Below are 23,895 nucleotides of genomic sequence, written 5' to 3'. Positions count from 1 at the left end.
CATCCCCTGGACAGCCATGAAAAGACTCGATCCGAGCCGTCTCAAGGATTCGTTCATCAATGTCTCCACCTTCCCGGCGGACCTGGCGGAAGGCCGCCCGGGGGCTCCGGCCGGTGCCTTGCTCGACGCCGTGGTGGAGGCCGTGGAGCAGAAGAACGGGTTCGCGGTGGTGTTCGGCGTGAACAAGCTGCTCGCGGACCGCGGGCTGGACATCCACACGGAGTCCGGCGCCGCGCTGGCCCGTGACTACCTGGAGGGCGTCTTCCGGGCGATCGCTCCGCGCTTCGACCTGGCCCGCTACAGCCCCACGCCCATCGCCTATGACCGCGTGGCCAAGATGGACGTGGACGGGTTCAACAAGAACCGGAACTTCACGCCCAACAGCGACCACACGGAGAGCCGCGAGTTCGTCACCACGAAGTGCGTCCACTTCGACTCGGCGACGCCGTTCATCGCGAACCTCTACGGCCCCAACCAGAACATCAGCGGCGGCATGCCGATGATCTGCGACACGCGCCGGTTCTGCCAGGACAAGGGCCTGGACCCCCGGGCGCTCATCGAGAACATCCCCAACAACTACAACGTCGCCGTGAAGGCGGAGTTCTCCGAGGAGATCCTGCGCGACTACTCGTTCGCGCTGAAGCTCGACCTGGAGAACGACATCGTGATGATCGTCCTCCACAACGAGGTGGTGGGAGGGCTCGCCCACGCGGCCACCCAGCCGTCCCTCACCGACGCGACCAAGGTCGCGAAGCGCCCCATCCGCCACGTCGAGTACCAGGTCGCGGGCACCGACGACCTCAAGCGCTGGTACGACTATTACGGCCTGTCCCTGGATAAGGCGACGAACCACAAGGACGACGCCAACATCACCCGCTTCGTCCGCGGCGAGCTCGCCCCGTACCCGAACATCATCGAGGTGCGGGCATGACCACGCGACAGCACGCGGAGCGCAACGCGGCGGAGATGAAGGACCTGCTCGCGTACCTCGACGCCCGGCCCTGGCCGGACGGCTACGAGGCCGCCCGGGTCCACTACGATTCGCTCGGGCTGCCCATCGCGGCGGACATCCGGGTGGAGCCTGTCAACGTGAACGGCGTTCGGGCCCAGTGGCTCACGCCGCCGGAGTGCGATCAGGACCGCGCCCTCCTCTTCCTGCACGGGGGCGGGTTCGTCTTCGGGTCGCTCGTGAGCCACGGACACATGGCCGCGGAGATGGGCCGGCAGGCGCGCTGCCGGGTGCTCCAGCTGGACTACCGCCGGGCTCCCGAGCATCCCTACCCGGCCGCGCTGGAGGACGCGACCACCGCGTACCGATGGCTGCTGGAGCAGGGCTTCAAGCCCGGCCACCTCTCCATCGCCGGTGACTCGGCGGGCGGTGGCCTGGTGGTGTCCATGCAGGTCCACGCGCGGGCCAAGGGGCTTCCGCTCGCGGGCGCGCTGGTGTGCATCTCGTCGTGGTTCAACCTGGGCATCCAGGGCGAAAGCTACGAGACGCGCGAGAAGGCGGACGCGCTCGTCCAGCGCAAGGTGGTGGAGGAGGTCGCCCGGCACTACCTCAACGGGCAGGACGCCCGGCAGCCGACGATTTCGCCCATCCACGCGGACCTCACCGGCTTCCCTCCGCTGCTCATCCAGGTGGGCGAGCGGGAGCTGCTCTTCAGCGACTCGCAGGCGATGGCGAAGAAGGCCCAGGCCCAGGGCGTGGACGTCACGTTCGAGGAGTGGCCCGACATGGTCCACGTCTGGCACCTGCACTTCAACCGCCTCAGCAGCGGCCGGGAAGCGCTTCAGCGCATCGGCCAGTTCGTGATCGACAAGACAGGAGCGCGGAAGTGACGACGCCCAGCGACGCGGTGATGGGTCCCCATGTCCACCGCAACAACCAGAAAATGATCCCCGCCAGCGAGAGCGCCTGGGCCGTGGCCCGGGAAGCGAACATGCTCAACATCCGCGTGGAGGCCGTGGGCGGGCAGAACCACTTCCGCGAGGTGGACACCGGGCACGAGTTCGCCAACCTGTGCTCCTGCTCCTACCTGGGGCTCAACAGCCACCCGGAGGTCCTCCAGGGCGGCATCGACGCGCTCAAGCGCGCGGGCATCACCGGCCTGTCGATGGCGGAGTTCCGCATCCGGCTGGGCCTGCTGGAGGAGCTGGAGCACCAGCTCGCGGACCTCCTCGGTGGACCGGTGCTGCCCGCCGTCACCTCCAGCGCGCTCACGGCGGCCATCCTGCCGGTGCTCGGGTCCGGCCACCTGACGGACAGCGAGCCGCTGGTGATGGTGTTCGACAAGTTCGCGCACTTCTCCATGGCGTTCGTGAAGCCCATCGTCGCGGACGAAACGAAGGTGCTGAACGCCCCGCACAACGACATGAACTTCCTGGAGGACGTCTGCCGGAAGTACCCGCGCGTGGCGTACGTGTGCGACGGCGTCTACTCCACCGGCGGCGTGACGGACCTCCAGGCGCTGCTCACGCTCCAGGAGAAGTACGGCCTCTTCCTCTACATCGACGACTCGCACTCGCTCTCCACGCAGGGGAAGAACGGCGAGGGCTACATCCGCTCGCGGCTGCGCGAGATGAACGACCGGACGCTGATCATCGCCTCCATCGCCAAGGCGTTCGGCAGCACGGGCGGCATCGCGATGCTCGGCTCGCGCAAGCACTACGACTTTCTCTACAGGACGGGCCCCATGGGCTGGTCCCAGAGCCTGCGGACGGCGGCCATCGGCACGACCATGGGAAGCATCAAGGTCCACCGCAGCCCGGAGCTGGCGAAGCGGCAGGAGCAGCTTCGCCGCAACATCGCCCTCTTCGACGAGCACATCCAGACCGAGCAGCGCGGCGACGGGCTGCACATCAAGGTCGTGGAGGTGGGTGAGCAGGAGAAGGCCGTGAAGCTGTCGCGCGAGCTCTACAAGCGAGGCTTCTATTGCTCCGCGGTCTTCTTCCCCATCGTGCCCGTGGGCAAGGCGGGCATCCGGCTCATGCTGCGAGGCGACCTGCCCACGGAGAGGGTCCAGTCGTTCATCGGCCACCTGAAGGAAGTCCTCGCGACGCTGTAGGCCAGGGGACGCGCGATGGCTGCCTTCCTTTCCCACGACGTCGTCTCCGCGCACGGGAACCTGCCCCGGCTCGTGCGCGAGCTGGAGGCGGCGCTCACGGAGGGCCTGCATGAGCGCGTGCAGGTCCCGCTGCGCGTCGCGGTCCCCTCCTCTTCCCGGCAGGCCGCGTTCGTCTCCATGCCGGTCGTGTCGGAGCAGCTGGGCCTCTACATCAACAAGGTGGCGACCCTGTTCGAGCGGGCCGCCACCGACCCGCTGCCCACGATGAACGGCGTGGTCGCGGCGTTCTCCACGCGCACGGGGGAGCTGCTCGCGCTGCTCGATGGCGCGGCGGTGACGGAGCTCAAGTGCGCCGCCGTGTCCGCGCTCGTCACGGACTTCTGCGCGCGCACGGATGCGCGGACGCTGGCGGTGGCCGGGACGGGCGCGCAGGCCCGGCAGCAGGTGCTGTCCGTCCTCGCGGTCCGCCCCATCCGGGAGGTGCGGCTGTGGGCCCGGAACCCGGCCCGGCGCGGTGCGTTCGCCGCGGAGCTGCGCTCCTCCCTGGGAGACGCGGTGCACGTCGTGGCCTGCGCGTCGCTCGACGAGGCCATCCGGGGCGCGGACGTGATTGGCACCGCGACGTCGTCGAAGACGCCGCTGGGGAGCTTTGAAGGCCTCTCCCCCAGCGTGCACATCAACTGCATGGGCGGGCACACGGTGGAGGCCCGGGAGGTGCCGCTCGAACTGCTGCGCACGTCGACGGTCATCGTCGAGGACCTGGCCACGGCGCTCGCGGAGGCCGGGCCCGTGCACGCCCACGCCATCACCCTGGCGCAGCTCGTGCGGAGGGACAGCGGTTCCCTGCGAACGAGCCGCACCGTCTTCAGCTCGACGGGGCACGCCTTCCTGGACGTCCTCACCGTCGCGCACGTGCTGCGTGAACGAGAGCTGATCCACCGAACCTGGAGGAGCACATGTTGAAGGAGTTGCCCCGAATCGACCTGTCGTCCGCGACGCCAGGGTCCGAAGCCGAGCGCCGGGCGGCGTTCGAAGTCGACCGGGCCTGCAAGCAGGTGGGCTTCTTCACCTTGAGCGGGCACGGCATCGCGCCAGCTGTCTTCGAGGACGCCTATGCCCTCTCACGGGCGTTCTTCCGCCAGCCGCTCGAAGTGAAGAACCGGTGCCGGTTGAAGTCCGGCTTCACCATGGCCGCGGACGACTACACGCCCTACGGATACAGCGGCATGCTGGAGGAGAACGCCTTCGCGTACATGGGCCGCAAGGGGCTGCCCAGCGACTACGTGGAGAAGTTCAGCGTGGGCCGGCTCATCGAGGACGACAGCGCGAGCCTGCCGTTCAGCGACGACGCGGAGGGCCAGCGGCTGCGCGCGGCGCTCAAGGCGTACTTCCGCGAGTGCGAGGCGCTGACGGCCCGGCTCACGGAGCTCTTCAGCATCGCGTTGGAGCTGCCCCGCGACTTCTTCGCGAAGAAGACCTCCGCGTCCACCGACTCGCTGCGCTCCCTGCTCTACCCGCAGCTCAGCCCGGAGCTGGTCAACGACCAGGGCATGGGCGAGCACACGGACGGGACGCTGCTCACGGTCCTGGCGCAGACGGGCCCGGGCATCCAGGTGAAGGAGCGCGGCGGTTCGTGGATCACCCCCACGCTGGAGCGGCGGGATCACCTCATCGTCAACATCGGAGACCTGATGGCCCGCTGGTCCAACGACGAATACGTCTCCACCCCGCACCGGGTCGTCCTGTCCGGCGGTGAGCGCCAGTCGCTGGCGTTCTTCAAGCTCGCCAACGACGACGCGCTCATCGAGTGCTTCCCCAAGTTCTGCAAGGACACGCCCGCGAAGTACGAGCCCGTCGTCTACAAGGCCTTCTCCCTCCAGAAGATGAACGCGCTCTTTGGGGTCAACCCATGATCGGTGAATTCAACGAGCCGTTCCTCGCCGCCGTGGAGGAAGGATGGACGGTGGCGCGCGATGCCACCGCGCACGCGAGCACCATGGCCGCCATCCACGACCTGGACTCTCCCATGTACGAGAAGAGCCAGTTCGCGCACCCGCTCCTCTTCAGTGAGGCGGAGTTCCTGGAGCTGAGCCAGGCGTGCCGCGCCCTGCTCTCCGCGCAGCTGAGGCTCATTGGCCACCTCATCGACACGCGCTCGCGCGAGGGCCTGTTGGACCTGCTGCGGATGCCCCGGCGGCTCGCGGGCTTCATCCACTGGGACAACCTGCGCCACGGTGACGCGACGATTGGGCGGATGGATGTCGTGCCGACGCGGCAGGGCTACTTCTTCTGCGAGTTCAACATCTTCCCCGGTGTGGGCGGAGGCGAGGCCTACGAGGGCTCCCGCGCGGCCACCGAGGCGCTGGGGTTCCCCCGCGCCGGGTTGATGGACAGTCCGCTCCGCGACCTCGCCGTGCTGTACTCGGCCGAGTGCCGCAAGCGGGACCTGCGCCGCGTGGTGATCCTCGACTCCACCATGCATTCAGGCCTGGGGTATCCGCGTCAGGAATACCTGAAGCGATACCTCGAAGAGCTGAACCCGGGCGTTCCGGTCCACATCCTCGATGAGGTCCGCTACCCGGAAGCCTGGCTCAAGCGGGAGGAGGCCGAGCGCACGCTCATCCACCGCATGTTCACCTACGAGGAGGTCACCGACGGCTTCGTGTTCCTGGAGAAGCTGTGGGCCAGCGGCGCGGTGCTCACCAACGGCTTCGAACCGGAGCTGCGGATGAGCAAGCGGTTCCTCGCGCTGCTGTGCGAGCCGGGTCACCAGGCGCTGTTCAACGACGAGGAGCGGGCCGCCATCCAGAAGTACCTGCCCCCTGCCTTCTCCCTCACGGAGGCGAACCTGGCGGCGGCGCTGCGCGACAAAGCCAGGCTGGTCTTCAAGATCGACGACAGCAGCTCCTATGGCGGCAGCGGCGTGCTGATGGGGACGGACTGGCCCGCGGACGAGCTGGAGCAGAAGCTGCGCGAACCGGGCGTCGAGCGGTGGATCTGCCAGCGCGTCGTGGAAGCGGAGACCGTGAAGCTGCGCGCGGCCGGTGATTCCGTCCCGCATGAGTACCGGCTGGTGCTGGGCTTCTACTCCTACGGAGGGAAGGCCAACGGCTTCCTCGTGCGCGGCAGCCGCACTTCCAAGGTGGTGAACATCACCAGTGGAGGCAAGCTGGGGTGGGCGTTCGTCGTTTCCGAAGAGGGACGCCAGGCCTTCATCCGTCACGCGCGGAGCCGCGCGGAGGACGTCACTGCAAGGAGTGCATGAACCATGGCGGCGAACCTCATCCTTCTGGGCGCAAGGCAGTTCATCACGGAGCGGGCGTGGCAGCTGGGCCTGCGGCCGTTGATCATCCAGCAACCGGGCCAGTCCGATGACTACGTGAACCGGCAGTCCGACCGGGTCATCCTGATGGGCTACGACGACCCGGCGCTCATCCCCATGCTGAAGGCCGCGCACGCCGTCACGCCCTTCGTGAGCGCCGTCACCGTCGCGGAGGAGGCGCTGATTCCGTGCGCGCGCATCAACCAGGAGCTGGGCCTGCCAGGGACGCCGCTGGAGCTGGTGGAGAAGACACGCGACAAGCCGGCCATGCGGCGGGTGCTCGACTCCGGCGGGTTCTCCCCGGTGCAGTGGGCGCCGGTGAAGACGCGGGAGGACGCCGTCGCGTTCGGTGAGCGCCAGGGCTACCCGTTCATCCTCAAGCCCGTGGATGGCGTGGGCAGCATCGACGTGCGGTTGGTCCGCTCCGCCTCGGATCTGGAGGGCGTGCTGAACGGCCGCGCGTCGTGGATCGCCGAGGAGTACCTGGACGGCCCCGAGTACTCCGTGGAGTGTTTCTCCTTCGCGGGCCGCCACGTCATCCTGGGCATCAACGAGGAGACGAAGAGCACGGACCCCAACGGCAGCGCGTTCCTGGAGGTCGCCCACCAGGTCCCCGCGCCCATGCCTCCCGGACGGGACCGCGAGGTGCGCGACTTCATCCGGAGCTTCCTGGACGTGCTCGGCCTCAAGGACGGGCCTTCGCACACGGAGCTGAAGTACACGTCGCGCGGGCCTCGCATCGTGGAGACGCACACGCGGCTGGGCGGCGACCGGCTGTGGGACCTGGTCCGGCTGACCACGGGGCATGACCTGCTGGACATGACGCTCCAGTGGGCCATGGGGACGCTGAAACCCCTGGAAGCGGATCCGGTGCCCCGGGGCGGCGCGGCCATCCAGTACTTCACCCCGCCTCCCGGCAAGCTCAAGCGGATCAACGGCGCGCTGGCACTGAAGCGGCTTCCGGGCGTCGTGGACATCTCGCTCGCCGTGGAGCTGGGCGCCACCATCCGGCAGGCCCTGAAGTCAGAGGACCGCGCGGGCTACGTGCTCGCCTACGCGGACTCCGTGCAGCAGGCGCAGGCCGTGTGCCGGGAGGTCACCCAGCGGCTCGTGCTGGAGACTACGTAGGGGTCGGCCGGTCGACGCCAAGTGCCTTCAGGCAGGCCGCGGCCCGGGGATGCCCAGCGTCCGCGGCCATCCTGTAATACCGGGCCGCGCGGGCTTTGGACCTGGGCACTCCGTCACCCTTCGCGTGAATCCGCCCCAGGCCGAAACACGCGTTGGCATGGCCTTGCTTCGCTGCTTCCTGGTACCAACGGATCGCGCCGAGGACGTCTCGAGGGCCCCCAATGCCCTTGCGATACATCCATCCCAGGGTCGCCTGCGCATCGGCATTCCCCCCTGCGGCGGCCTGCTTGTACAACTGGATGGCCTTCCCCAGATTCTTCCTGACGCCTCGCCCCCGCTCGTAGGCCTCGGCCACTGTGCAGAGCGCACCCATGTCGCCCTGTCGTGCAAGTGCTCGACAGAGCACGACGGCCTCCTTCCACTTCTCCCGATTCCGGCCGAAGTAGAGCAAGGCCGCGAGATTCCCCTTGGCCTGTGGAAAGCCAAGGACTACGGCGCGCCGGTACCAGCGTTCGGCAATCCGCCTGTCCTTCCGGACGTCCTGCCCCTTCGCGTAGAACAACCCGAGGTTGAAGGCAGCAACATCATCCCCCAGTCGGGCGGCCTTTCTCGTCCATCGGAGCGCCTGCTTCACATCCTTGCGGACTCCATCCCCATACATGAGGTGGAGGCCCGCATTCGTCATCGCCTCCATCCTCCCAGCCCGTGCCGCCATCAAATAGGCATGGAACACAGCTTCTCGGGAGGCCTTGGCATCCGACTCGAGGTTCCAGGCCTGTTCCATGGCCGCGATCTCGAGTGGTTCAATGGGGTCCTTGGTGTTGATTCCGCCAGTCGCGCTCATTCAGGCATGATCCTCTGGACCCGCTGGCTTCCCCGTTGAAAGCGGAACGAGGCTCCCCCGTCCGCCCACACCGCGCCCGGCCCGTAGCAAACATCCGACATGATGAAGTGCACGTTGATGTTCTCGTCCAGGATCTCCACGGCGGATGTGTAGCTCTCCAGGCGAGCCAGACACCGCGCCACGGCATCATGTGGATCATCGTGCGTCAGGGCTTCCAAACGCTCTCGCTTGAACTCCTGACTCGCAAGCTCAAAGGCCTTCCCATACTCCCCACCGACATTGCTGCAGTCCGGCAGGCTGGCGGTACGAACCGAGGTACACACCAGCAGCGGTCTCCCCTTCAGATCAGATGGCCCCGTCAAATGCATACAGGAGAGGCCCATCAGAGCAAGGCCGCAAACAACTCCCAGACCCGACTTGCGCATGACAGCTCACTTGACCGAAAGGTGTGCTTGGACATCGCTGACGAGCGATAGAACCGCATCTACCTACTGCGCTGTCAATGCGGGTGGAAGCGGGTCACGAAGGGCACGGCTTCACTCTGTCCGTCCGGGACCCGCGTCCCGACGACGCGCAGGAAGCCCTGTGCGTCCAACCTCGCGGCCGTGGGCTGCTCCTTCCCGGGGAGGTCCGTCCGGTGCGCGCGAAGGACCTTCAAGCCACTCTTGTCCACGTGGACAACCCCCAGTCCGGAGGCGCCCTTCGCATCCTGACTCCAGGTGGCGGCGACCACGGTGCCATCCGCCAGCAGGTCCATGCCCACAAGCGCCTCCTGCACGCTCGGGAGCCCTGACTTGAAGAAGGCGTAGCCTCCGTCGCCGAAGAACGGGTCCTGAGCCGCGCTCGCGCTCAGCCCCACCACCACGCCCTGGCTGGTCCCATCGGAGAACACCGCCTTGCCCCCCACCAACCGCTTCCCGTTCGACAGCCGGATGAGCGTCCTCGGCGTGAGGTCTGGCGAGCTGAAGTCCGAGAGGGAATGGAAGGTGTTGTCCAGGGTGCCACTGAGGTTGAAGCGGCGCACGACCAGGTTATCGAGGCTGCCCGTGGAGGTACCCGCCACGACGATCTTGCCGTCATGCCCGGCAACGACGCACAAGCCTTCATCCTGGTGCCCCTCGTCCGCCGTCGCCACGCCGTCCCCGCTGAAGGTCGTATCCAGGGCCCCCAGCGGCGTCAGGCGGATCACCACCAGATCCAGGCCACTGTTGTCGACCGTGCCCGCGCCGATGATCCGTTCGCTCGCGTCGAGGGTGAGCGCGTGAAGGGTGGAGATGCCCGTGGAGAGCTGGAAGGTGCGCACGCCCGTGCCACCGAACGTGGTTTCCAGGACGCCTGCCGGCGTGACCTGCCGGGATGGAGGAGCCGGCCCGGCCGGTGCGAAACTCCCAGCAGAGTCGTGCCCCTACCTCGCTACCGCTCGGAGCGACTTGGATTCGATACCCCGCCCGGTTGGCCAACTCACTGGAGGTTGCGCAGTAATCTCACGAACTCGCTGTCTCACTCACGTTGACAGGTTCCGCTGTGCGGAAGCGGCTGACCAGTAGTTCAGCCACCCGAGAAAGTGCGGAATCTCAGGCGAAGACCTGTCCCATGGGAGCTTGAGCGACGGCAGCCCATAGGGCGGAACGTGCAGCTCATCGCCGGGATGGCGGAAGTGTTGCGCCACGATCCCTCCGTAACCGCTCGGCGTCACATGCCCCCATACCGCGCGAGCGCTCTCCGCGATACCTGCAAGCACATCGACAGCCCCCGCGATGCCGACTGCGTCTAGTGGCAGGTCCGCATGGATCTCAAAATGCGGTGGGCCTCCTGCGGCAAGACCGCTTGGGTTTTCCAATCCGGCAACCGTCACTGGCCGGTCATCATCATCGTTGCAGAGGAACGGAAACCCTCCGTTTTCCATGTTGGCCGCGACCCACTCGTCGCGTTGAGGCAATGCAATGAGGTCTTCTGGCTCAAGGGTCCGGTAGCACGTCTCCACCAGCACGGGCCAAGGCTGGGAAGCCTCGCGGACGACGCACCGTCCCCCGTCAGTCCACGGCAGCTTTGCTGCTCGCTGGAGGTTGGCGACCCTCGGGTTCCGCACCGTTGGCTCGTTTCGGCGCGGCGCTGACGTCGCGCAGGCCGAGAGAAAGAGCAGAAGCGCGATGCTGGGGGCAAGATGTCAGACCCATGGGTCATAGTCCGCGATTATCTGACATTCCTCGTTTAGGGACTTGTTCATGGATGCTGCGGAGAACGGCGAAGAGCTCTTCCATTCGACCCTCCACCTCGCGGACCTGCTCTATCCACGAGCGGAGCGGTTGGGAGATGCGCGGCCATCCGAGGAGTGGAGCTTCTCGAACCTGGACACCCGGGCGCGGGCCCTGGGGACGTGGCTGCGGACGCTGAACGCGGCCGGCGAACGAGTGCTGCTGCTGTATCCGCCAGGCCTCGAATACGTCGTGGGGTTCATGGGCTGCCTGTACGTGGGCGCCATCGCGGTGCCGTGCCACCCGCCGGATCCTTCCCGGTTGGACAGCGCCCTGCCCCAGCTTCTTGCCATCGCTCGGGATTGCGGCGCGCGCTTCGTGCTGACGACGAGCAGCATCCTGGAGATGTCCCCGCTCCTCACGTCAGAGGCGCCGGAGCTGGGTGAACTCCACTGGGTGGCCACGGACATGGTGCCGATGTCGCTCGCGGAGGACTGGAAGCGGCCAGCGCGGGCACAGGTGGCCGTGCCCACCGCATCCGCGGACGTGCCTCTGCTCGACACGGACGAACGGTACATGCCGCTTCGCGAGTTGAACGACCTGCCGCCGCCGTCCCCGCCGGACGATACGCGCTGCATCCCCGCGCAGTTCCGCGCGCAGGTGACGCGCACTCCGGACGCGGTGGCGGCGGTAGCGGAAGATGAAACGCTCACCTATGCGCAGCTGGATGCGGCCAGCGACGCGCTGGCGTGGCACCTGCGCGAGCACGGTGTCTCGCGGGGCGTGCGCGTGGGCCTGTGCGTGGAGCGATCCACCCGCATGGTGGTGGCGATGCTCGGCATCCTCAAGGCAGGCGGTGCGTTCGTTCCACTGGATCCGGACTGCCCGCGGGAACACCTGGCCGCGATGATGGAAGACTCACGGGCGCGGGTGCTCGTCACGGAGTCCCACCGGGTCCAGCACCTGCCGGTGGACGGCGTGTGCACCGTCCTGCTGGATTCCCAGGACGCGTTCGAACTGGAGCTGCTGGGGCCCCCGCGCGCGGGCACGACGCTGGAGGACCCTGCCTGCGTCCTCTACCCGGCCGGCGCCTCCGGCAAGCCCACTGGCGTGATGGTTCCGCACCGGAGCGTGGCGGACTTCTTCAGCGCCATGGACGCACGCGTGGGCGCGGCACCCGTGGGCACGTGGCTCGCCGTCACCCGCATCTCCTGCGACAGCTCCATGCTGGAGCTGTTGTGGTCGCTCGTCCGCGGCTTCCGCGTCGCGGGAGCACCTTCAGGGCTCAGCGCTTGCGCGCGAGCACCCGCCGAACCTGCTTGAGGCACTCTTCCGTCACGGCCTCCACGGACAGCTCACCGTCGATGTTCACGATGCGCTCGCGCTTCTGCCGCAGCGCGATGGCCTTGAGGTACTGCTTCGCGATCCGCCGCTGGGCCTCGTCGGCTTCGAACAACTCCGCGGGGCCTCCGCGCACGGCCCGGCGTGTCGCCGCGACGTTCGGATCCACGCCCACGAACAGCGTCAGGTCCGGCGACACCGCGTGCGCGTTCACCGTGTCCACCCACGTCATGGGCAGGCTCGCGCCCTGGTACGCCAGCGAGGACAGCACGTAGCGGTCGCACAGCACCACCTTGCCCTCCTCCAGCGCCGGCAGCACCCGCGCGTGCAGGTGGTCCGTCCGGTCCGCCGCGAACAGGAGCGCCAGCGTCTCCTGCGCCAGCGGCCCCCGACCGTGCGGCAGCCCCAGGCGGCCCGTGAGCGCCTGGCGCAGCATCGTGCCGATGGGACCGTCGGAGGGCTCGCGCGTCGTCACCACCGCGTGCCCGTCCGCCCTCAGCGCGGCCGCCAGCCGCTCCGTCTGCGTCGTGGTGCCGGCGCCGTCCAGGCCCTCCAGCACGATGAAGCGTCCCGGGAGCGCGACCTTCCTCGCGGCGCTCACCGGGGAAGGAGCGCGGCGGGGTTGTCCAGGTGCAGCTCGCGGCGCAGCGCGAGCAACGCCTCGTACCGCTGCAGCTCCTCCACCAGCACCGCGCGGCCCTTGCGGTAGCTGCGGAAGCCATACACCAGCAGCCCCAGCGCCAGGAGCGTGGCGCCCCAGGCCAACAGCGGCGTGCGGAGCGAGTCGTAGAACAGCTTCCCCGCCGCCCCGCCAATCAGCATGAAGGCGATGACGGACACCCCCGCGTGGGTGAAGTGGGTGGTGCTCTGCCGGGTCGCCAGGCTCTCCTGCAACTGGTCGAACCGGGCCCGCTTGTCCTGGATGTCTGCGCTCACGGAGCCGAGCAGCCTACATCACACGCCCCAGCCCGTCGAGTCGGCGGCCGGGCAGCGCCTACCTACACGGACGCTCAGTCACAGGCTGCGCTCATCCCAGCCATTGAACGGACGCACGCTCGCTGCCCGGGCATGGCTTGCCACCCCACCCCCCTCGCGTTACATGCCGCGCACCATGCCTCTTCACGTCGTCAGCAGGATGAGTTCCCCCGACATGAGCCGAGACTCCGAGTTGAACACCATCGAGGAGGCCATCCGCGACATCCAGGCCGGCAAGTGCGTCATCGTCGCCGACGACGAGGACCGCGAGAACGAAGGCGACCTCATCATGGCCGCCGAGCTGGCCACGCCCGAGATGCTGGCCTTCATGGTCCGCCACACCAGCGGCATCATCTGCCAGCCCATGCTCGCCGAGCGGCTGGACGCGCTGCGCCTGCCCCAGATGGTGGCGGAGAACACCGAGTCCCACCGCACCGCCTTCACCGTCTCCGTGGACTTCCGCCACGGCACCACCACCGGCGTCTCCGCCAGCGACCGCATGAAGACGATCCGCGCGCTCGCCGACCCGAACAGCACCGCGGACGACTTCCTGCGCCCCGGCCACATCTTCCCGCTGCGCTACCGCGAAGGCGGCGTGCTGCGCCGCGCGGGCCACACCGAGGCGGCCGTGGACCTGGCGCGGCTGGCCGGCCTGCAGCCCTCCGGCATCCTCTGCGAGCTGGTGAAGGACGACGGCACCATGCAGCGCATGCCGGACCTGAAGCAGTTCGCGCGCGAGCACGGCCTCAAGCTCATCACCATCGCGGACCTCATCGAGTACCGCAGCCGCAAGGACCGCCTGGTGCGCCGCGAGCCCGGCCAGGGCGTCGTGCGCACCCGCCACGGCGAGTTCACCGCCTACACGTACACGTGGACGCCCGATGGCGCGAAGTCGCTGGTGCTGGTGAAGGGCGACCCGTCCAAGGCCCAGCCCGCCCCGCTGGTGCGCCTGCACGGCGCCTGCGCCATGGGTGACGTGTTCGGGTCACCGGATTGCAAGTGCAACCTGCTGCTGGACCGCGCGCTGGAGAACGTGGCGCGCGAGGGCACGGGCGTCATCGTCTACCTGCCCGGCATGCACGGCAACGACTTCGGCATCCACCACAAGCGCGCGGGCGACGGCAGCAACGCGTCCGTCAGCCGCGCGGCCAACGAGTCCCGCGACGTGGGCATGGGCTGCCAGATCCTGACCGACCTGGGCGTGAGCGCCATGCGCGTCATGTCCAACACGGACATGACCTACCGGGGCCTTTCTGGCTTCGGGCTCACCATCGAGTCGCGCTTGCCGCTCGTGGTGGACTAGCAAGACCCGCGAGGTTCGCGGGACGCCCTGTGTCAGACCGGGATGGGAGGGTTCCCCCCCATCCAGCGAGACCAGGGCATGCGAACCGAACCGGGCCACGGCATCGACGACGACCCCGGGCGGCCGCCCTTCTCCCGGTTCGTGCTGCTGTGGTCGGGCCAGACGGTGTCGGGCATGGGCTCGCACCTCCATGGCTTCGGGCTGGGCGTGTGGATGTACGAGCACACGCAGTCCACGTCGCTCTACGCGCTCATCGCCCTGGCCAGCTTCGCGCCGGGCGTGCTGGTGGCGCCGCTGCTGGGCGGCGTGGTGGACCGGCAGGACCTGCGAAGGGTGATGATCCTGGGCCACGCGGGCGGCGCCGTCTGCACGTTGCTCATCGCGCTGCTGATCGCCCTGGACCGCTTGAGCCTGGGCGCCATCCTCCTGCTCGTCGCGGCAGGCGCGGCGTTCAACAGCATCCAGCTGCCCGCGTTCCCCAAGGCCACGACGTTGATGGTGGCTCCGGAGCAGCTCCCGCGCGCCAACGGCCTCATGCAGCTGGGCGTGGCGCTGGCCCGCATCGCCGCGCCCCTGCTGTCCGGCGTCCTGTTGCCCGTCATCGGCGTCATGGGCCTGCTGGCCATCGACCTCGTCACGGCGGGCTTCTCCCTGGCGGTGCTCCAGGCGGTGCGCATGCCCGCGCCCGCGCGGGACGTGGCCCCCGCGCGGGTGTCACTTGGGGTGTCCCTGGCGGGCCGCGCGCTCCAGGACGCCGCGGTGGGCTGGCGCTACATCCGCGAGCGGCCCGGCCTGCTCGGCCTCCAGGTCCTCCTCACGTGGATGAGCTTCAACCTGGGCATCCTCCAGGTGCTCGTCACCCCGCTGATCCTGTCGTTCGCGGACGTGCGCACGCTGGGCGCGGTGATGACCGCGGGCGGCGTGGGCATGCTCGCCGGCAGCCTGCTGCTGCTCGCCTGGGGCGGTTCACGTCAGCGCGTCTGGAGCGTGTTTGGCTTCGTGTTGCTCCAGGGGGTGTTCATGGGCCTGGGCGCGACCCACGCGTCCCCGTGGGTGGTGGGCGCGGGCGCGTTTGGCGTCCTCTTCACCGTCCCCGTCATCATGAGCTGCAACCAGACCCTCTGGCAGCGCAAGGTCCCCACGGCGCTGCAGGGCCGCGTCTTCGCCGTGCACGCCGCGCTGTCCGGTGGCTCCATCCCCATCGCCTATCTGCTCTCCGGGCCGCTGGCGGAGCTCGTCTTCGAGCCGCTGATGGCCCCGGGCGGACCGCTAGCCTCCGCGCTGGGCCCGTGGGTGGGCGGCGCGGGTCCCGGCCGGGGCATCGCGTTGCTCTTCCTGCTGCTGGGCGCCGCCACCGTGTTGCTGGTGGCGGCCTGCATGCTCATCCCGGGCGTCCGCCGCGTCGAGCAGGCCCTGCCCGACGCGCCGCTGGAGCCTGCTCCACGGCTCACGGGGTGACGCTCAGCCCAGGTCCTTCAGGGCCTCGCGCACGGCGGACAGGTCCGCTGGCAACTCCAGCGGCGGGTTCGCGTGCGCGGCCGTCACGTCCTTCAACGTCCGCCGGTGGTAGCCGACCTTGAAGTCCGCGAACTTCAGCCCGTGCGCGGTGGCCACCACCGCGACGCTGGAGCCCTTCGCCATCACGCCCGACGCGGCCAGCTTCTCCACCGCCGCCAGCGCGACGCCCGTCTGCGGACAGGCGAAGGTGCCCTCGCGGTCCGCGCGGGCCGCCGCGTTCGCCAGCTCCGACTCCGACGCCTCCTCCACCACGCCGTCGAACGCGCGCAGCATCCGCACCGCGCGGCGGAAGGACACCGGGTTTCCAATCTGGATGGCGGACGCGAGCGTCGCCCCCGCCTGCATGGGCACCAGCTCCTGGAAGCCGCCCCGGAAGGAGCGCGCCAGGGGGTTCGCCCGCTGCGCCTGCGCCACCGCGATGCGCGGCCGCCGGTGGATGAGCCCCAGGTTGAAGAGCAGATCCAATCCACGGCCCAGGGCGCTCGCGTTGCCCAGGTTGCCGCCCGGGATGACGATCCAATCCGGCGGCTCCCAGCCCAGGTCCTGGCACAGCTCGATGGCGATCATCTTCTGGCCCTCGATGCGCAGCGAGTTCATCGAGTTCGCCAGGTACAGACCCGTGTCCGCCGTCACCGCCTGCACCAGCTTCATGCAGCCGTCGAAGTCCGTGTCCAGCGACAGCACGCGCGCCCCGTTGGCGATGGGCTGCACGAGCTGCGCGAGCGACACCTTGTTCTTCGGCAGGAACACCACCGCCGGGATGCCCGCCGCCGCGGCGTACGCGGACAGCGCCGCGGACGTGTCCCCCGTGGACGCGCACGCCACCGCGCGGATGGGCGTGCCGCGCGAGCGCAGGTGCTTCACCGCGGACACCAGGACCGTCATCCCCCAGTCCTTGAAGCTGCCCGTCGGAGAGACGCCGCACTCCTTCAACATCAGCGAGCCCAGCCCCAGCTCCGCCGCCATGCGCGGCAGCGGCTTGAGCGGCACGCGCCCCTCGCCCAGCGAGACGATGTCCTCCGTGGGCAGCTCCGGCAGCGCCCACTCGCGCTTGCCCCAGACGCCGGAGCCGTCCGGCAGCCGGGACGTCGCGAAGCGGGACTCGAAGCGGCGCTTCCACTCCACCGCGGGGATGGCGCGCAGGGCGGCCTCGTCGTGCACCACCTCCAGCAGGCCTTCACAGCGCGGGCAGCGGTAGACGACGTCCCACAGCGAGGCGGTGAAGCCGCAGCCCTCGCTGCACGCATAGCCCGCCGTCAGCGCCGCGGACGTCATGCCTCCACCTCCACCTTCGTTCCGCACGCCACGCACGCGCGGCCCGGCCAGGCCGGCACGTGGCAGGAGGGACAGGGCACGCGCTCGCCCTCTTCCGCGCCCCGGCGCTTCGCCGTCGTGGGCGCCGCCACGCGGACGCGAGGCAACCGCATGCCGCAGCCATCACACAGCAGGCCCTCCGCCTGGACGTGGCGGCAGTAGCGGCACGTCACCGCGCCCACGGGTGCGGCGGTGCGCACGCCGTCGTCCTGCGCGCGGCCCGTGTCCAGGTCCGTCATCAGCGCGACGGGCACCTCGCCCGTGATCCCCGAGCGGGTCAGCTCCAGGTCAGGCACGGACTGGGCCGGCAGGTCCGGCCCCGAGCGCAGCCGCGTCAGGTCCAGCTCCGGCAGCGCGGGCGCGTCCACCGGCACGCGGCCCCCCGCGTGGTGCGTCAGCTCCAGCTCCGGCAGCGGGGCCACGGCAGGCGCGGGGGTGTTCATGAGGCCGGGGAAACGCTTGCCGCAGCCTTCGCATTCTTCGCCTTCCGACTGCACGTGGTCGCAGACCGGGCAGATGATCATGGGCGGGACGTTACCGGTCCCCTCTCCCGTCGGCAACGCGACCCGGGGCGCCGCGAGTGGGCGTCCAGGCGCGCGTCCTGCCGCACCTCTTCAGCCTGGCGCCGCTCCCAGGCCCGTCATGGGGACGAAGCGCACCGGCAGCAGCCGCTCCACCTGGGGCAGCATCCCCGGCTGCCTCCGGCGGATGCGCAGCAACTCCTGCGTCTCGTGCACACCGCCCACGGGGATGACCATCCGGCCCCCGGGCCTCAGCTGACGCAAGAGCTCCCGGGGAATGTCCTCCGGCGCGGCGGTGGCGATGATGGCGTCGAAGGGCGCGGCGTCCGGCCAGCCCAGGGAGCCGTCACCCTCCTTGTAGAACACGTTGTTGAAGCCCAGCCGATGGAGCAGCCGCCGGGCGGGCCGGGCCAGCTCGCGGACGATCTCCACCGTGAAGACCTCGCGGGCCAGCAGCGCCAGCACCGCCGTCTGGTATCCGGAGCCGGTGCCCACCTCAAGCACGCGCTCACAGCCGCGCAGGCGCAGGGCCTCGGTCATCAGGGCGACGACATAGGGCTGGCTGATGGTCTGGCCGTGGCCGATGGGCAGCGGGACGTCCTGATGGGCCGCGTCCCGCGCACCCGCCGGCACGAAGTCCGCGCGGCTCAGGTTGGCGATCGCCGCGAGCACCCGCCGGTCCCGGATGCCCTGCCGTGCCAGGTACTCTGATCGGCCCCAGTCTCCCATGGCTGACGTCCCCCGTGGTCCCCCGGGCAAGAACGTAAGCACCCCGACAGTGCGAGCCATACCGGAGGGCGGGTGCCTGCCTGCTCGCTCCTACCCGCCTACCCGACACGGGCCAGCGCGAGCCGGCCCTCCCAGCGCTCCTCCAGCGCCTTCACGAGCCCCTGGTGATCCGGATCCTGGAGCTTCGGGTCGGTGTCCATGATGCGCCGCGCCTCCGCCTGCGCGAGCGACAGCAGGTCCCCGTCGCGCACGAGGTTCGCCACGGCCAGCTCCGGCAGGCCGCTCTGGCGCGTGCCCAGGAACTCGCCGGGGCCGCGGATCTCCAGGTCCTTCTCCGCGATGACGAAGCCGTCGCTGCTGCGCTCCATGACGCCCAGCCGCTCGGTGGACTCCCAGGAGCGCGCGGCGCCCGCGACGAGGTAGCAGTAGCTGGCCGCGGCGCCACGGCCCACGCGCCCGCGCAGCTGGTGCAATTGCGACAGGCCGAAGCGCTCCGCGGACTCCACCACCATGACGGACGCGTTGGGCACGTCCACGCCCACCTCCACCACCGTGGTGCAGACGAGCAGCTGGATGCGCTTGTCGCGGAAGGCGTCCATCACGGCGTCCTTCTCCTCCGGCTTCATGCGCCCGTGCAGCAGGCCCACGGTGGCGTTGGGGAACACCGCCTGCAGCTTCGTCGCGCCCTGGGTGGCGTCCTCCAGGTCCAGCTTCTCCGACTCCTCCACCAGCGGATAGACGACGTAGGCCTGGTGGCCCTTGGCCAGCTCCGCGCCCACCGCTTCGTAGACGCGCGCGCGCTGCTCGTTGTTGAAGACGCGCGTGGTGATGGGCGTGCGGCCCGGCGGCAGCTGGTCGATGATGGACACGTCCAGGTCGCCGTAGAGCGTCATCGCGAGCGTGCGCGGGATGGGCGTGGCGGTCATCACCAGCACGTCCGGCGTGAGCCCCTTGCTCATGAGCGTGTGGCGCTGGAGCACGCCGAAGCGGTGCTGCTCGTCGATGACCACGAGCCCCAGCTTCTGGAAGGACACGCCGCCCTCCAGCAGCGCGTGCGTGCCCACCGCGAGGTGGATTTCGCCCTTGCCCACCGCCTCGCGCACCTCGCGCTTGTGCTTCGCGGTGCCCGCCGCGCTGATGAGCCCCACGCGGTAGCCCAGCGGCTCCAGGATGCGGCGGAAGGTGCGCTCGTGCTGTTCGGCCAGGATTTCGGTGGGGGCCATCACCGCCACCTGGTAGCCGTCCTGGAGCGCCACCAGGCCCGCCACGAGCGCCACGGCCGTCTTGCCGCTGCCCACGTCGCCCTGCACCAGCCGGTTCATGGGCTCCGCGCGCGCCATGTCCCGGGCAATGTCGCCCACCACGCGCGCCTGCGCGCCGGTCAGCTGGAAGGGCAGCGCGGCGCGGGCCTTCTCCAGCCGCTCCGGCGTGACGGCGAAGGAGATGCCCTCCTCCGCCTTGATGCCCTGGCGCTTGAGGGCCATGCCCAGCTGGAGGAAGAACAGCTCGTCGAACGCGAGCCTGCGGTGCGCGGGGCTCTGGTGCGCGTCCAGCGCCTCCAGGTCCGCGTCGTCGGGCGGGAAGTGGATGAAGCGCAGCGCGTCCGGCAGGCCCATCAGGTGATAGCGGCGGCGCAGGTCCGCGGGCAGCGGTTCTTCCAGGTGGTGCGCGTGCTGTTCGCTGATGCGCGAGGCCAGCTCGCGGAAGGAGCGCTGCTCGCCGCGCTCGAAGCCCGGGTAGACGGGGACGATGCGGTGGAAGTGGACGGAGGTCGAGTTCTCCAGGTCCTCGGCGGGCTCCAGCTCCGGGTGCGCCATCTCGCGGCCGTTCATGGACGCGCGCACCTCACCGGAGAGCACCAGCTGCTTGCCCACGGAGAAGCGGCTCTTGAGCCACGGCCCGGCGTTGAAATAGGTGGCCGCGATGCTGCCGGAGCGGTCCCCCACGACGGCGCGGAACATGCGCTTGCCGCCGCGCCCCGGCACGAAGTCCGCCGTCTTGACGGTGCCCACCGTCACGCCGCGCTCGCCGGGGATGAGCTCCGCGATGGTGCGCAGCTTGCGGCGGTCCTCGTAACAGCGTGGCAACAGGAACAGGATGTCGCCCGTGCGGCGCAGGCCCTTCTTGTCGAGCACGGCGACGAGGCGCGGCCCCAGGCGCTTGCCCAGGGACTTGAGCGGCGCGGACAGCGGCCCGGTGCGCGGCGCGATGGACAGGAGCTTCGCCTCGGAGCGGGACGCCTCCGCGCCCACGGCCTTGGCCTTCTTCTTCCGGGCCTTCTCCGTGGGAGCGCGGTCCGCCGGCGGCGCGCCCTTGCTGGGCCTGGTGCCTGGAGGCACGGTGGCGGCGTTCTTGGACGCAGCCATGCGCGCGCCGTAGGGCTGGGCCTCCACCTGCGCGGGGCCCGTGCGTGATGCCGCTCCCCGTGTGCCGGAGGGCATCGGCTCGCCCATCGAGGCATTCCGGGCCGCGGCCATGCGCGCGCCGTAGGGCACGGGTTCGCCCTTCGCCGGGCCTGTGTTGCCATCCGGGGGACGGGCGGCCGGAGCACCACCCTTCACCGGCGGCACGGGGTCCTGCGAACGCCATGGAGGCACGGTGTTGCCCCGTGCCTCCAGCGTCCCTGGTGGCGGCGTCACCCGGCGGCGCGGCGGCGCGGGGATGAGCTCCCCTTCGAGCACGTGCGCGCGCTCCGGTGCCCGGGGAAACCCCGCCGCCGCGGCGTTGATCTCCCCGGTGACGACGACGCGCTCCAGCTCCTCCGGCAGCGCCACGCCGCTGAGCTTCAGCGCGCCCAGCACCTGGCGCAGCGCGGCCTTGCGGTGCTCCGGCGGCGCGGGCGGATCCACGTGCGGCAGCGCCGCCCTCAAGTCCTCCAGCGCCCGCGCGTCCACGCCGTTGGCGGCCGCCAGGGTGCGCTCCATCAACGTGCGCAAATCACGCACGATCCCGAGCTGGGCGAAGTCACGCTGACACGCGTACTTGAGAGGTCCAACGAGGCTGGCGAGCGGGTGGTTCACGCGGGATTTCCAGCCTCCATCCTACGAAGCGCCCCTGACGCCGCAGGGAAAACGAAACCGGGGGAGCGAGCCCAGGCCCGCCCCCCCGAAAGACACCCGGCCAGCCGGGCTTCAACGCTAGCTGGCCGGCTCTTCCTTCGGATCCTCGAAGCTGATGGACACGACCTCCAGCTCGCGCACGCCGCCAGGGCTCTGCACCGTGGCGATGTCGCCCACCTTCTTGCCGATGAGCGCGCGCGCCACCGGCGAGGTGACGGCGATCCAGCGCTTCTTCAGGTCGGCCTCCGTCTCACCCACGAGCCGGTAGCTGATGGTCTTGTCGTTCTCCGTGTCCACCAGCTCCACGGTGGCGCCGAAGACGACCTTGTCCCCGCCCAGCTTCGCCGGGTCGATGACCTCCGCGCGGGCAATCCAGTCGCCGAGGGTCAGGATGCGCCCCTCGATGTGCGACTGCTTCTCCTTGGCCGCGTGGTACTCCGCGTTCTCACGCAGGTCGCCGTGCGCACGCGCGACCTCGATTTCACGCGAGATCTTGCCCCGCTCCACGGACTGGAGGTGCTTCAGCTCGTCCTTGAGCTTCTGCAGACCGTGGGGGGTCATCGGGATGTTGTCGCTCCCGCTCATCGAACCACCGCTCCTTCCGTCACCTGGCTGCTTGCATCGGAGGTCCGGCGTTCCCTCCTGGAACCCGGCCCGCGACTCGAAAGGGTCAATGTAGGGAACGAGTGACTGGCCGGTCAACGAAAGCCTTACAACCATCGTCCGGTAGTGGCTGGGCGCCCGACGGCCGACCCGTTAGGCTGCTGCACGTGCTGTCCGTCCAGGAATTGCGCGCGCTCGCCTCCGCCCTCCCCGTGGGCACCTTCCAACATCAGCTGGGCCCCTTCGCGCTGGTGCAGCGTCCGCCGTCGGAGCTGTCCGCCGCGGCGCTCGCGCCCACCCGCATGGCCAGTCCCGGCGACGTGGAGCAGGGCATGCTCGCCCTGCTCTTCGAGTTCGACGACCTGCTCGTCGCCACCCTGCCCACGCTCCGGGACTCGGAGGTGCTGCGCATTGGCCGGAGGCTGGACTGCGAGCTGGTGCTGGACGACGCGTCCGTGTCCAAGCAGCACGCGGAGCTCAAGTGGAGCCGCGCGGAGGGCCGCTGCACCGTGCGCGACCTGGGCTCCACCAACGGCACGTTCGTCAACGCGAGCACCATCGGGCAGCGCGAGGTGCCGCTGAGGGGCGGCGACATCCTCAGCTTCGGCAACGTCCAGTTCTGGTACCTGCTCACCGCCGCGCTGCATGAACGGCTGCGCGCGGGCGCGGCCTCCGGCCTGGGCTCCCACTCCGGCTGAAGGGCCGCCCCACCCTCACCTCACGGGCACGCGCCGCAGTCCGCCGCGCACGCGTCGTACGTGTTGGACGCACCGCAGGACTCCGTCACCTGGCAGATGCCGTCACCGCACGCCGCCAGGTCCGCGTCGCGCACGCGCGTGGTGAGCGGCTGGAAGGTCACCCCACCCACCGTGCAGCTCGTGAAGGCGAGGGAGGTCCCCTCCCGCGTGCACACGGCCGAGCAGCTGCCCACGTAGGCGAGCGGCGCGCACGTCATCCGGGGGTGGCCGCTGCCATCCACCACCGCGCACGCGCGCGTGGTGCTCTGGGCCGCGGTCAGGGGCGGGTTCTGGCTGCCCGCGTAGAGCCCCTGCCCCTGGAAGACGTTGCCGAAGAAGCAAGACTCCGGCCGCGTGAACGTGGCCAGCTCCTCCGCCGTCGTGGGGATGGGCGCCCCCTGCCCGTTCCGGCCCAGCACGGAGATGGGCACGCTCACGCTGAAGGGATTGGCGTGCGCGGCGAGGCACGCGGAGACCATCTGCTGCTCGGCCAGCGTCGGGGGCGCTCCGTTGGCCCAGCCCGGCGCCAGGCCCAGCAGCCCCGGCCAGGTATGCACCGTGTTCGTCTGGGCATCCGTGTACGAGCGCGTCTGTCCTTGCGGAACCGCGCAGCGCACGACGTAGCGCATGACCTGCTCCGCGAGCGCGGGATCCGCGCTGAACCACTGCGCGAAGCTCGCCGTGGACAGGCCGTTGAAAGACAGCCCATTGAAGGACAGGCCGTTGAAAGACAAGCCATTGAACGACAGCCCGTTGAAGGACAGGGCGTTGTAGCTGAGGGCCGCGTGCCTTTGCGTGGCCAGGTCCTCCCCTGGCGCGGGCGCCCCCGAGCCAGGGTCACAGCCCGCTCCCAGCACCGCCAGCATCAACGCCCAGGCCCCCAACGTTCCCGCGCCACGACGACGCCCGCATTCCACGTTCACCATGTGTGTGCACCCTCGCTGCTGCCGCGAGCGCTCCAGCCGGGCTCACGGTCGTTCGGACGAGAAGGGCGTCAAAGACAAACAGGTGAGCCGCGCCCCCTCACGCACGAAAAGTGTGAGCACGTTGTACGTGGGGCAAGGCATGAGAGCTGAGGGAAACGCGGGAGCGCAGTCAGAGCCGACACTCGCGCCGTCTGGGGTTGAACGCGTGGGCCTGCGTTCATCCAGGAACATGAAGGCCGTGGCCCCGAAGGGTGAGGCGACGTCTCCCCACTCCGGCGCCACGGCCGTCCGTTGCTTCACTTCATGAGGCTTTCG

General features: G+C 69.6%; 22 protein-coding genes and 1 pseudogene. 11 read left to right on the top strand and 12 right to left on the bottom strand.

Features of this window, described 5'->3' with window-relative positions:
• Positions 1-16: 16 nt before the first annotated feature.
• From D7X55_RS02080 to D7X55_RS02050, 7 genes are read left to right on the top strand one after another with little or no spacing between them, the layout of a single operon-like run.
• Positions 17-931, top strand: a complete 915-nt coding sequence (locus D7X55_RS02080; protein ID WP_121722059.1) for a hypothetical protein — start codon at positions 17-19, stop codon at positions 929-931.
• On the top strand, positions 928-1,839 hold the full coding sequence (locus D7X55_RS02075) for an alpha/beta hydrolase (protein ID WP_120548671.1): 912 nt from the start codon (positions 928-930) through the stop codon (positions 1,837-1,839). The genes D7X55_RS02080 and D7X55_RS02075 overlap by 4 nt, the downstream gene beginning before the upstream one ends.
• Positions 1,836-3,065, top strand: a complete 1,230-nt coding sequence (locus tag D7X55_RS02070) for an aminotransferase class I/II-fold pyridoxal phosphate-dependent enzyme (RefSeq protein ID WP_199746834.1) — start codon at positions 1,836-1,838, stop codon at positions 3,063-3,065. Before D7X55_RS02075 ends, D7X55_RS02070 begins: the two co-directional genes overlap by 4 nt.
• Before the next feature lie 15 nt (positions 3,066-3,080).
• Positions 3,081-4,028: an ornithine cyclodeaminase family protein gene (locus D7X55_RS02065; RefSeq protein WP_121722058.1), complete on the top strand. Its 948-nt coding sequence runs from the start codon at positions 3,081-3,083 to the stop codon at positions 4,026-4,028.
• A complete protein-coding gene (locus D7X55_RS02060; protein ID WP_121722057.1) occupies positions 4,022-4,978 on the top strand; it encodes an isopenicillin N synthase family oxygenase in 957 nt (318 codons plus the stop codon). The genes D7X55_RS02065 and D7X55_RS02060 overlap by 7 nt, the downstream gene beginning before the upstream one ends.
• Positions 4,975-6,330 (top strand): hypothetical protein, encoded by a 1,356-nt coding sequence (locus tag D7X55_RS02055; RefSeq protein ID WP_121722056.1) that lies wholly within the window; start codon positions 4,975-4,977, stop codon positions 6,328-6,330. The genes D7X55_RS02060 and D7X55_RS02055 overlap by 4 nt, the downstream gene beginning before the upstream one ends.
• Positions 6,331-6,333: 3 nt before the next feature.
• Positions 6,334-7,515 carry an ATP-grasp domain-containing protein gene (locus tag D7X55_RS02050; RefSeq protein WP_121722055.1) on the top strand — a complete coding sequence of 394 codons (1,182 nt, stop codon included), beginning with the start codon at positions 6,334-6,336 and terminating at the stop codon, positions 7,513-7,515.
• Here the strand turns inward: D7X55_RS02050 and D7X55_RS02045 are convergent.
• The 4 genes and pseudogenes from D7X55_RS02045 to D7X55_RS02030 all read right to left on the bottom strand — a co-directional run.
• The gene (locus D7X55_RS02045) at positions 7,508-8,359 is read right to left on the bottom strand and encodes a tetratricopeptide repeat protein (RefSeq protein WP_233609484.1); all 852 of its coding nucleotides are present in this window, start codon (positions 8,357-8,359) and stop codon (positions 7,508-7,510) included. The two genes, D7X55_RS02050 and D7X55_RS02045, sit on opposite strands and share 8 nt — an antisense overlap.
• Entirely contained in the window at positions 8,356-8,784 is a 429-nt protein-coding gene (locus D7X55_RS02040) for a hypothetical protein (RefSeq protein WP_147442747.1), read from the bottom strand. The genes D7X55_RS02045 and D7X55_RS02040 overlap by 4 nt, the downstream gene beginning before the upstream one ends.
• A 74-nt stretch (positions 8,785-8,858) precedes the next feature.
• Complete coding sequence (locus tag D7X55_RS02035; RefSeq protein ID WP_120548665.1) at positions 8,859-9,662, bottom strand: hypothetical protein; 804 nt, start codon at positions 9,660-9,662, stop codon at positions 8,859-8,861.
• Between the two features lie 219 nt (positions 9,663-9,881).
• Positions 9,882-10,511 (bottom strand): annotated as a pseudogene (locus D7X55_RS02030) (DUF5953 family protein); the annotation flags it as partial.
• 73 nt (positions 10,512-10,584) lie between these two features.
• On the opposite strand from D7X55_RS02030, the gene D7X55_RS02020 reads away from it, so the two are divergent.
• On the top strand, positions 10,585-11,877 hold the full coding sequence (locus D7X55_RS02020) for an AMP-binding protein (RefSeq protein WP_233609482.1): 1,293 nt from the start codon (positions 10,585-10,587) through the stop codon (positions 11,875-11,877).
• Here the strand turns inward: D7X55_RS02020 and tmk are convergent.
• Positions 11,840-12,496: a dTMP kinase gene (gene tmk, locus D7X55_RS02015; RefSeq protein WP_121722053.1), complete on the bottom strand. Its 657-nt coding sequence runs from the start codon at positions 12,494-12,496 to the stop codon at positions 11,840-11,842. The genes D7X55_RS02020 and tmk overlap by 38 nt on opposite strands.
• Positions 12,493-12,831 (bottom strand): hypothetical protein, encoded by a 339-nt coding sequence (locus D7X55_RS02010; RefSeq protein ID WP_233609481.1) that lies wholly within the window; start codon positions 12,829-12,831, stop codon positions 12,493-12,495. Before D7X55_RS02010 ends, tmk begins: the two co-directional genes overlap by 4 nt.
• Before the next feature lie 214 nt (positions 12,832-13,045).
• Here D7X55_RS02010 and ribB point away from each other — a divergent pair, with 214 nt between their 5' ends.
• Both ribB and D7X55_RS02000 read left to right on the top strand, forming a co-directional pair.
• Complete coding sequence (gene ribB / locus D7X55_RS02005) at positions 13,046-14,173, top strand: 3,4-dihydroxy-2-butanone-4-phosphate synthase (RefSeq protein ID WP_121722052.1); 1,128 nt, start codon at positions 13,046-13,048, stop codon at positions 14,171-14,173.
• A gap of 78 nt (positions 14,174-14,251) precedes the next feature.
• The gene (locus D7X55_RS02000) at positions 14,252-15,631 is read left to right on the top strand and encodes an MFS transporter (RefSeq protein WP_158626299.1); all 1,380 of its coding nucleotides are present in this window, start codon (positions 14,252-14,254) and stop codon (positions 15,629-15,631) included.
• A 3-nt stretch (positions 15,632-15,634) separates the two neighbouring features.
• Here the strand turns inward: D7X55_RS02000 and thrC are convergent, their stop codons facing one another.
• The 5 genes from thrC to greA all read right to left on the bottom strand — a co-directional run bounded on the left by thrC (position 15,635) and on the right by greA (position 21,899).
• Positions 15,635-16,966: a threonine synthase gene (thrC, locus tag D7X55_RS01995; protein WP_120548660.1), complete on the bottom strand. Its 1,332-nt coding sequence runs from the start codon at positions 16,964-16,966 to the stop codon at positions 15,635-15,637.
• Entirely contained in the window at positions 16,963-17,448 is a 486-nt protein-coding gene (locus D7X55_RS01990) for a hypothetical protein (protein ID WP_306437697.1), read from the bottom strand. Before D7X55_RS01990 ends, thrC begins: the two co-directional genes overlap by 4 nt.
• 171 nt (positions 17,449-17,619) lie before the next feature.
• The gene (locus D7X55_RS01985; RefSeq protein ID WP_120548658.1) at positions 17,620-18,255 is read right to left on the bottom strand and encodes a protein-L-isoaspartate(D-aspartate) O-methyltransferase; all 636 of its coding nucleotides are present in this window, start codon (positions 18,253-18,255) and stop codon (positions 17,620-17,622) included.
• A gap of 98 nt (positions 18,256-18,353) precedes the next feature.
• On the bottom strand, positions 18,354-21,275 hold the full coding sequence (recG, locus tag D7X55_RS01980) for an ATP-dependent DNA helicase RecG (RefSeq protein ID WP_121722049.1): 2,922 nt from the start codon (positions 21,273-21,275) through the stop codon (positions 18,354-18,356).
• 117 nt (positions 21,276-21,392) lie between these two features.
• Positions 21,393-21,899, bottom strand: coding sequence for a transcription elongation factor GreA (gene greA, locus D7X55_RS01975; protein WP_120548656.1), 507 nt, complete (start codon positions 21,897-21,899; stop codon positions 21,393-21,395).
• 185 nt (positions 21,900-22,084) lie between these two features.
• Between greA and D7X55_RS01970 the strand changes: the two genes are divergently transcribed.
• Entirely contained in the window at positions 22,085-22,615 is a 531-nt protein-coding gene (locus D7X55_RS01970) for an FHA domain-containing protein (protein WP_120548655.1), read from the top strand.
• Between the two features lie 20 nt (positions 22,616-22,635).
• Here D7X55_RS01970 and D7X55_RS01965 read toward each other — a convergent pair whose 3' ends face one another.
• On the bottom strand, positions 22,636-23,580 hold the full coding sequence (locus tag D7X55_RS01965; protein ID WP_121722048.1) for a hypothetical protein: 945 nt from the start codon (positions 23,578-23,580) through the stop codon (positions 22,636-22,638).
• Positions 23,581-23,895 lie beyond the last annotated feature (315 nt).

The sequence above is a fragment of the Corallococcus sp. AB049A genome (assembly GCF_003668885.1).
In the GTDB taxonomy this organism is placed as follows: Bacteria; Myxococcota; Myxococcia; order Myxococcales; family Myxococcaceae; genus Corallococcus; species Corallococcus interemptor.
Note: the sequence above shows the minus strand (reverse complement) of the source record. Positions and strands in the feature narration are given on the sequence as shown.

What these genes read in the sequence shown, in the direction of transcription:
- D7X55_RS02080 (WP_121722059.1), top strand. Translation starts at nt 17, where the DNA reads ATGAAAAGACTCGATCCGAGCCGTCTCAAGGATTCGTTCATCAATGTC.
- D7X55_RS02075 (WP_120548671.1), top strand. Translation starts at nt 928, where the DNA reads ATGACCACGCGACAGCACGCGGAGCGCAACGCGGCGGAGATGAAGGAC.
- D7X55_RS02065 (WP_121722058.1), top strand. Translation starts at nt 3,081, where the DNA reads ATGGCTGCCTTCCTTTCCCACGACGTCGTCTCCGCGCACGGGAACCTG.
- D7X55_RS02060 (WP_121722057.1), top strand. Translation starts at nt 4,022, where the DNA reads ATGTTGAAGGAGTTGCCCCGAATCGACCTGTCGTCCGCGACGCCAGGG.
- D7X55_RS02055 (WP_121722056.1), top strand. Translation starts at nt 4,975, where the DNA reads ATGATCGGTGAATTCAACGAGCCGTTCCTCGCCGCCGTGGAGGAAGGA.
- D7X55_RS02050 (WP_121722055.1), top strand. Translation starts at nt 6,334, where the DNA reads ATGGCGGCGAACCTCATCCTTCTGGGCGCAAGGCAGTTCATCACGGAG.
- D7X55_RS02045 (WP_233609484.1), bottom strand. Translation starts at nt 8,359, where the DNA reads ATGAGCGCGACTGGCGGAATCAACACCAAGGACCCCATTGAACCACTC.
- D7X55_RS02040 (WP_147442747.1), bottom strand. Translation starts at nt 8,784, where the DNA reads ATGCGCAAGTCGGGTCTGGGAGTTGTTTGCGGCCTTGCTCTGATGGGC.
- D7X55_RS02020 (WP_233609482.1), top strand. Translation starts at nt 10,585, where the DNA reads ATGGATGCTGCGGAGAACGGCGAAGAGCTCTTCCATTCGACCCTCCAC.
- ribB (WP_121722052.1), top strand. Translation starts at nt 13,046, where the DNA reads ATGAGCCGAGACTCCGAGTTGAACACCATCGAGGAGGCCATCCGCGAC.
- D7X55_RS02000 (WP_158626299.1), top strand. Translation starts at nt 14,252, where the DNA reads ATGCGAACCGAACCGGGCCACGGCATCGACGACGACCCCGGGCGGCCG.
- thrC (WP_120548660.1), bottom strand. Translation starts at nt 16,966, where the DNA reads ATGACGTCCGCGGCGCTGACGGCGGGCTATGCGTGCAGCGAGGGCTGC.
- D7X55_RS01990 (WP_306437697.1), bottom strand. Translation starts at nt 17,448, where the DNA reads ATGAACACCCCCGCGCCTGCCGTGGCCCCGCTGCCGGAGCTGGAGCTG.
- D7X55_RS01985 (WP_120548658.1), bottom strand. Translation starts at nt 18,255, where the DNA reads ATGGGAGACTGGGGCCGATCAGAGTACCTGGCACGGCAGGGCATCCGG.
- greA (WP_120548656.1), bottom strand. Translation starts at nt 21,899, where the DNA reads ATGAGCGGGAGCGACAACATCCCGATGACCCCCCACGGTCTGCAGAAG.
- D7X55_RS01965 (WP_121722048.1), bottom strand. Translation starts at nt 23,580, where the DNA reads ATGGTGAACGTGGAATGCGGGCGTCGTCGTGGCGCGGGAACGTTGGGG.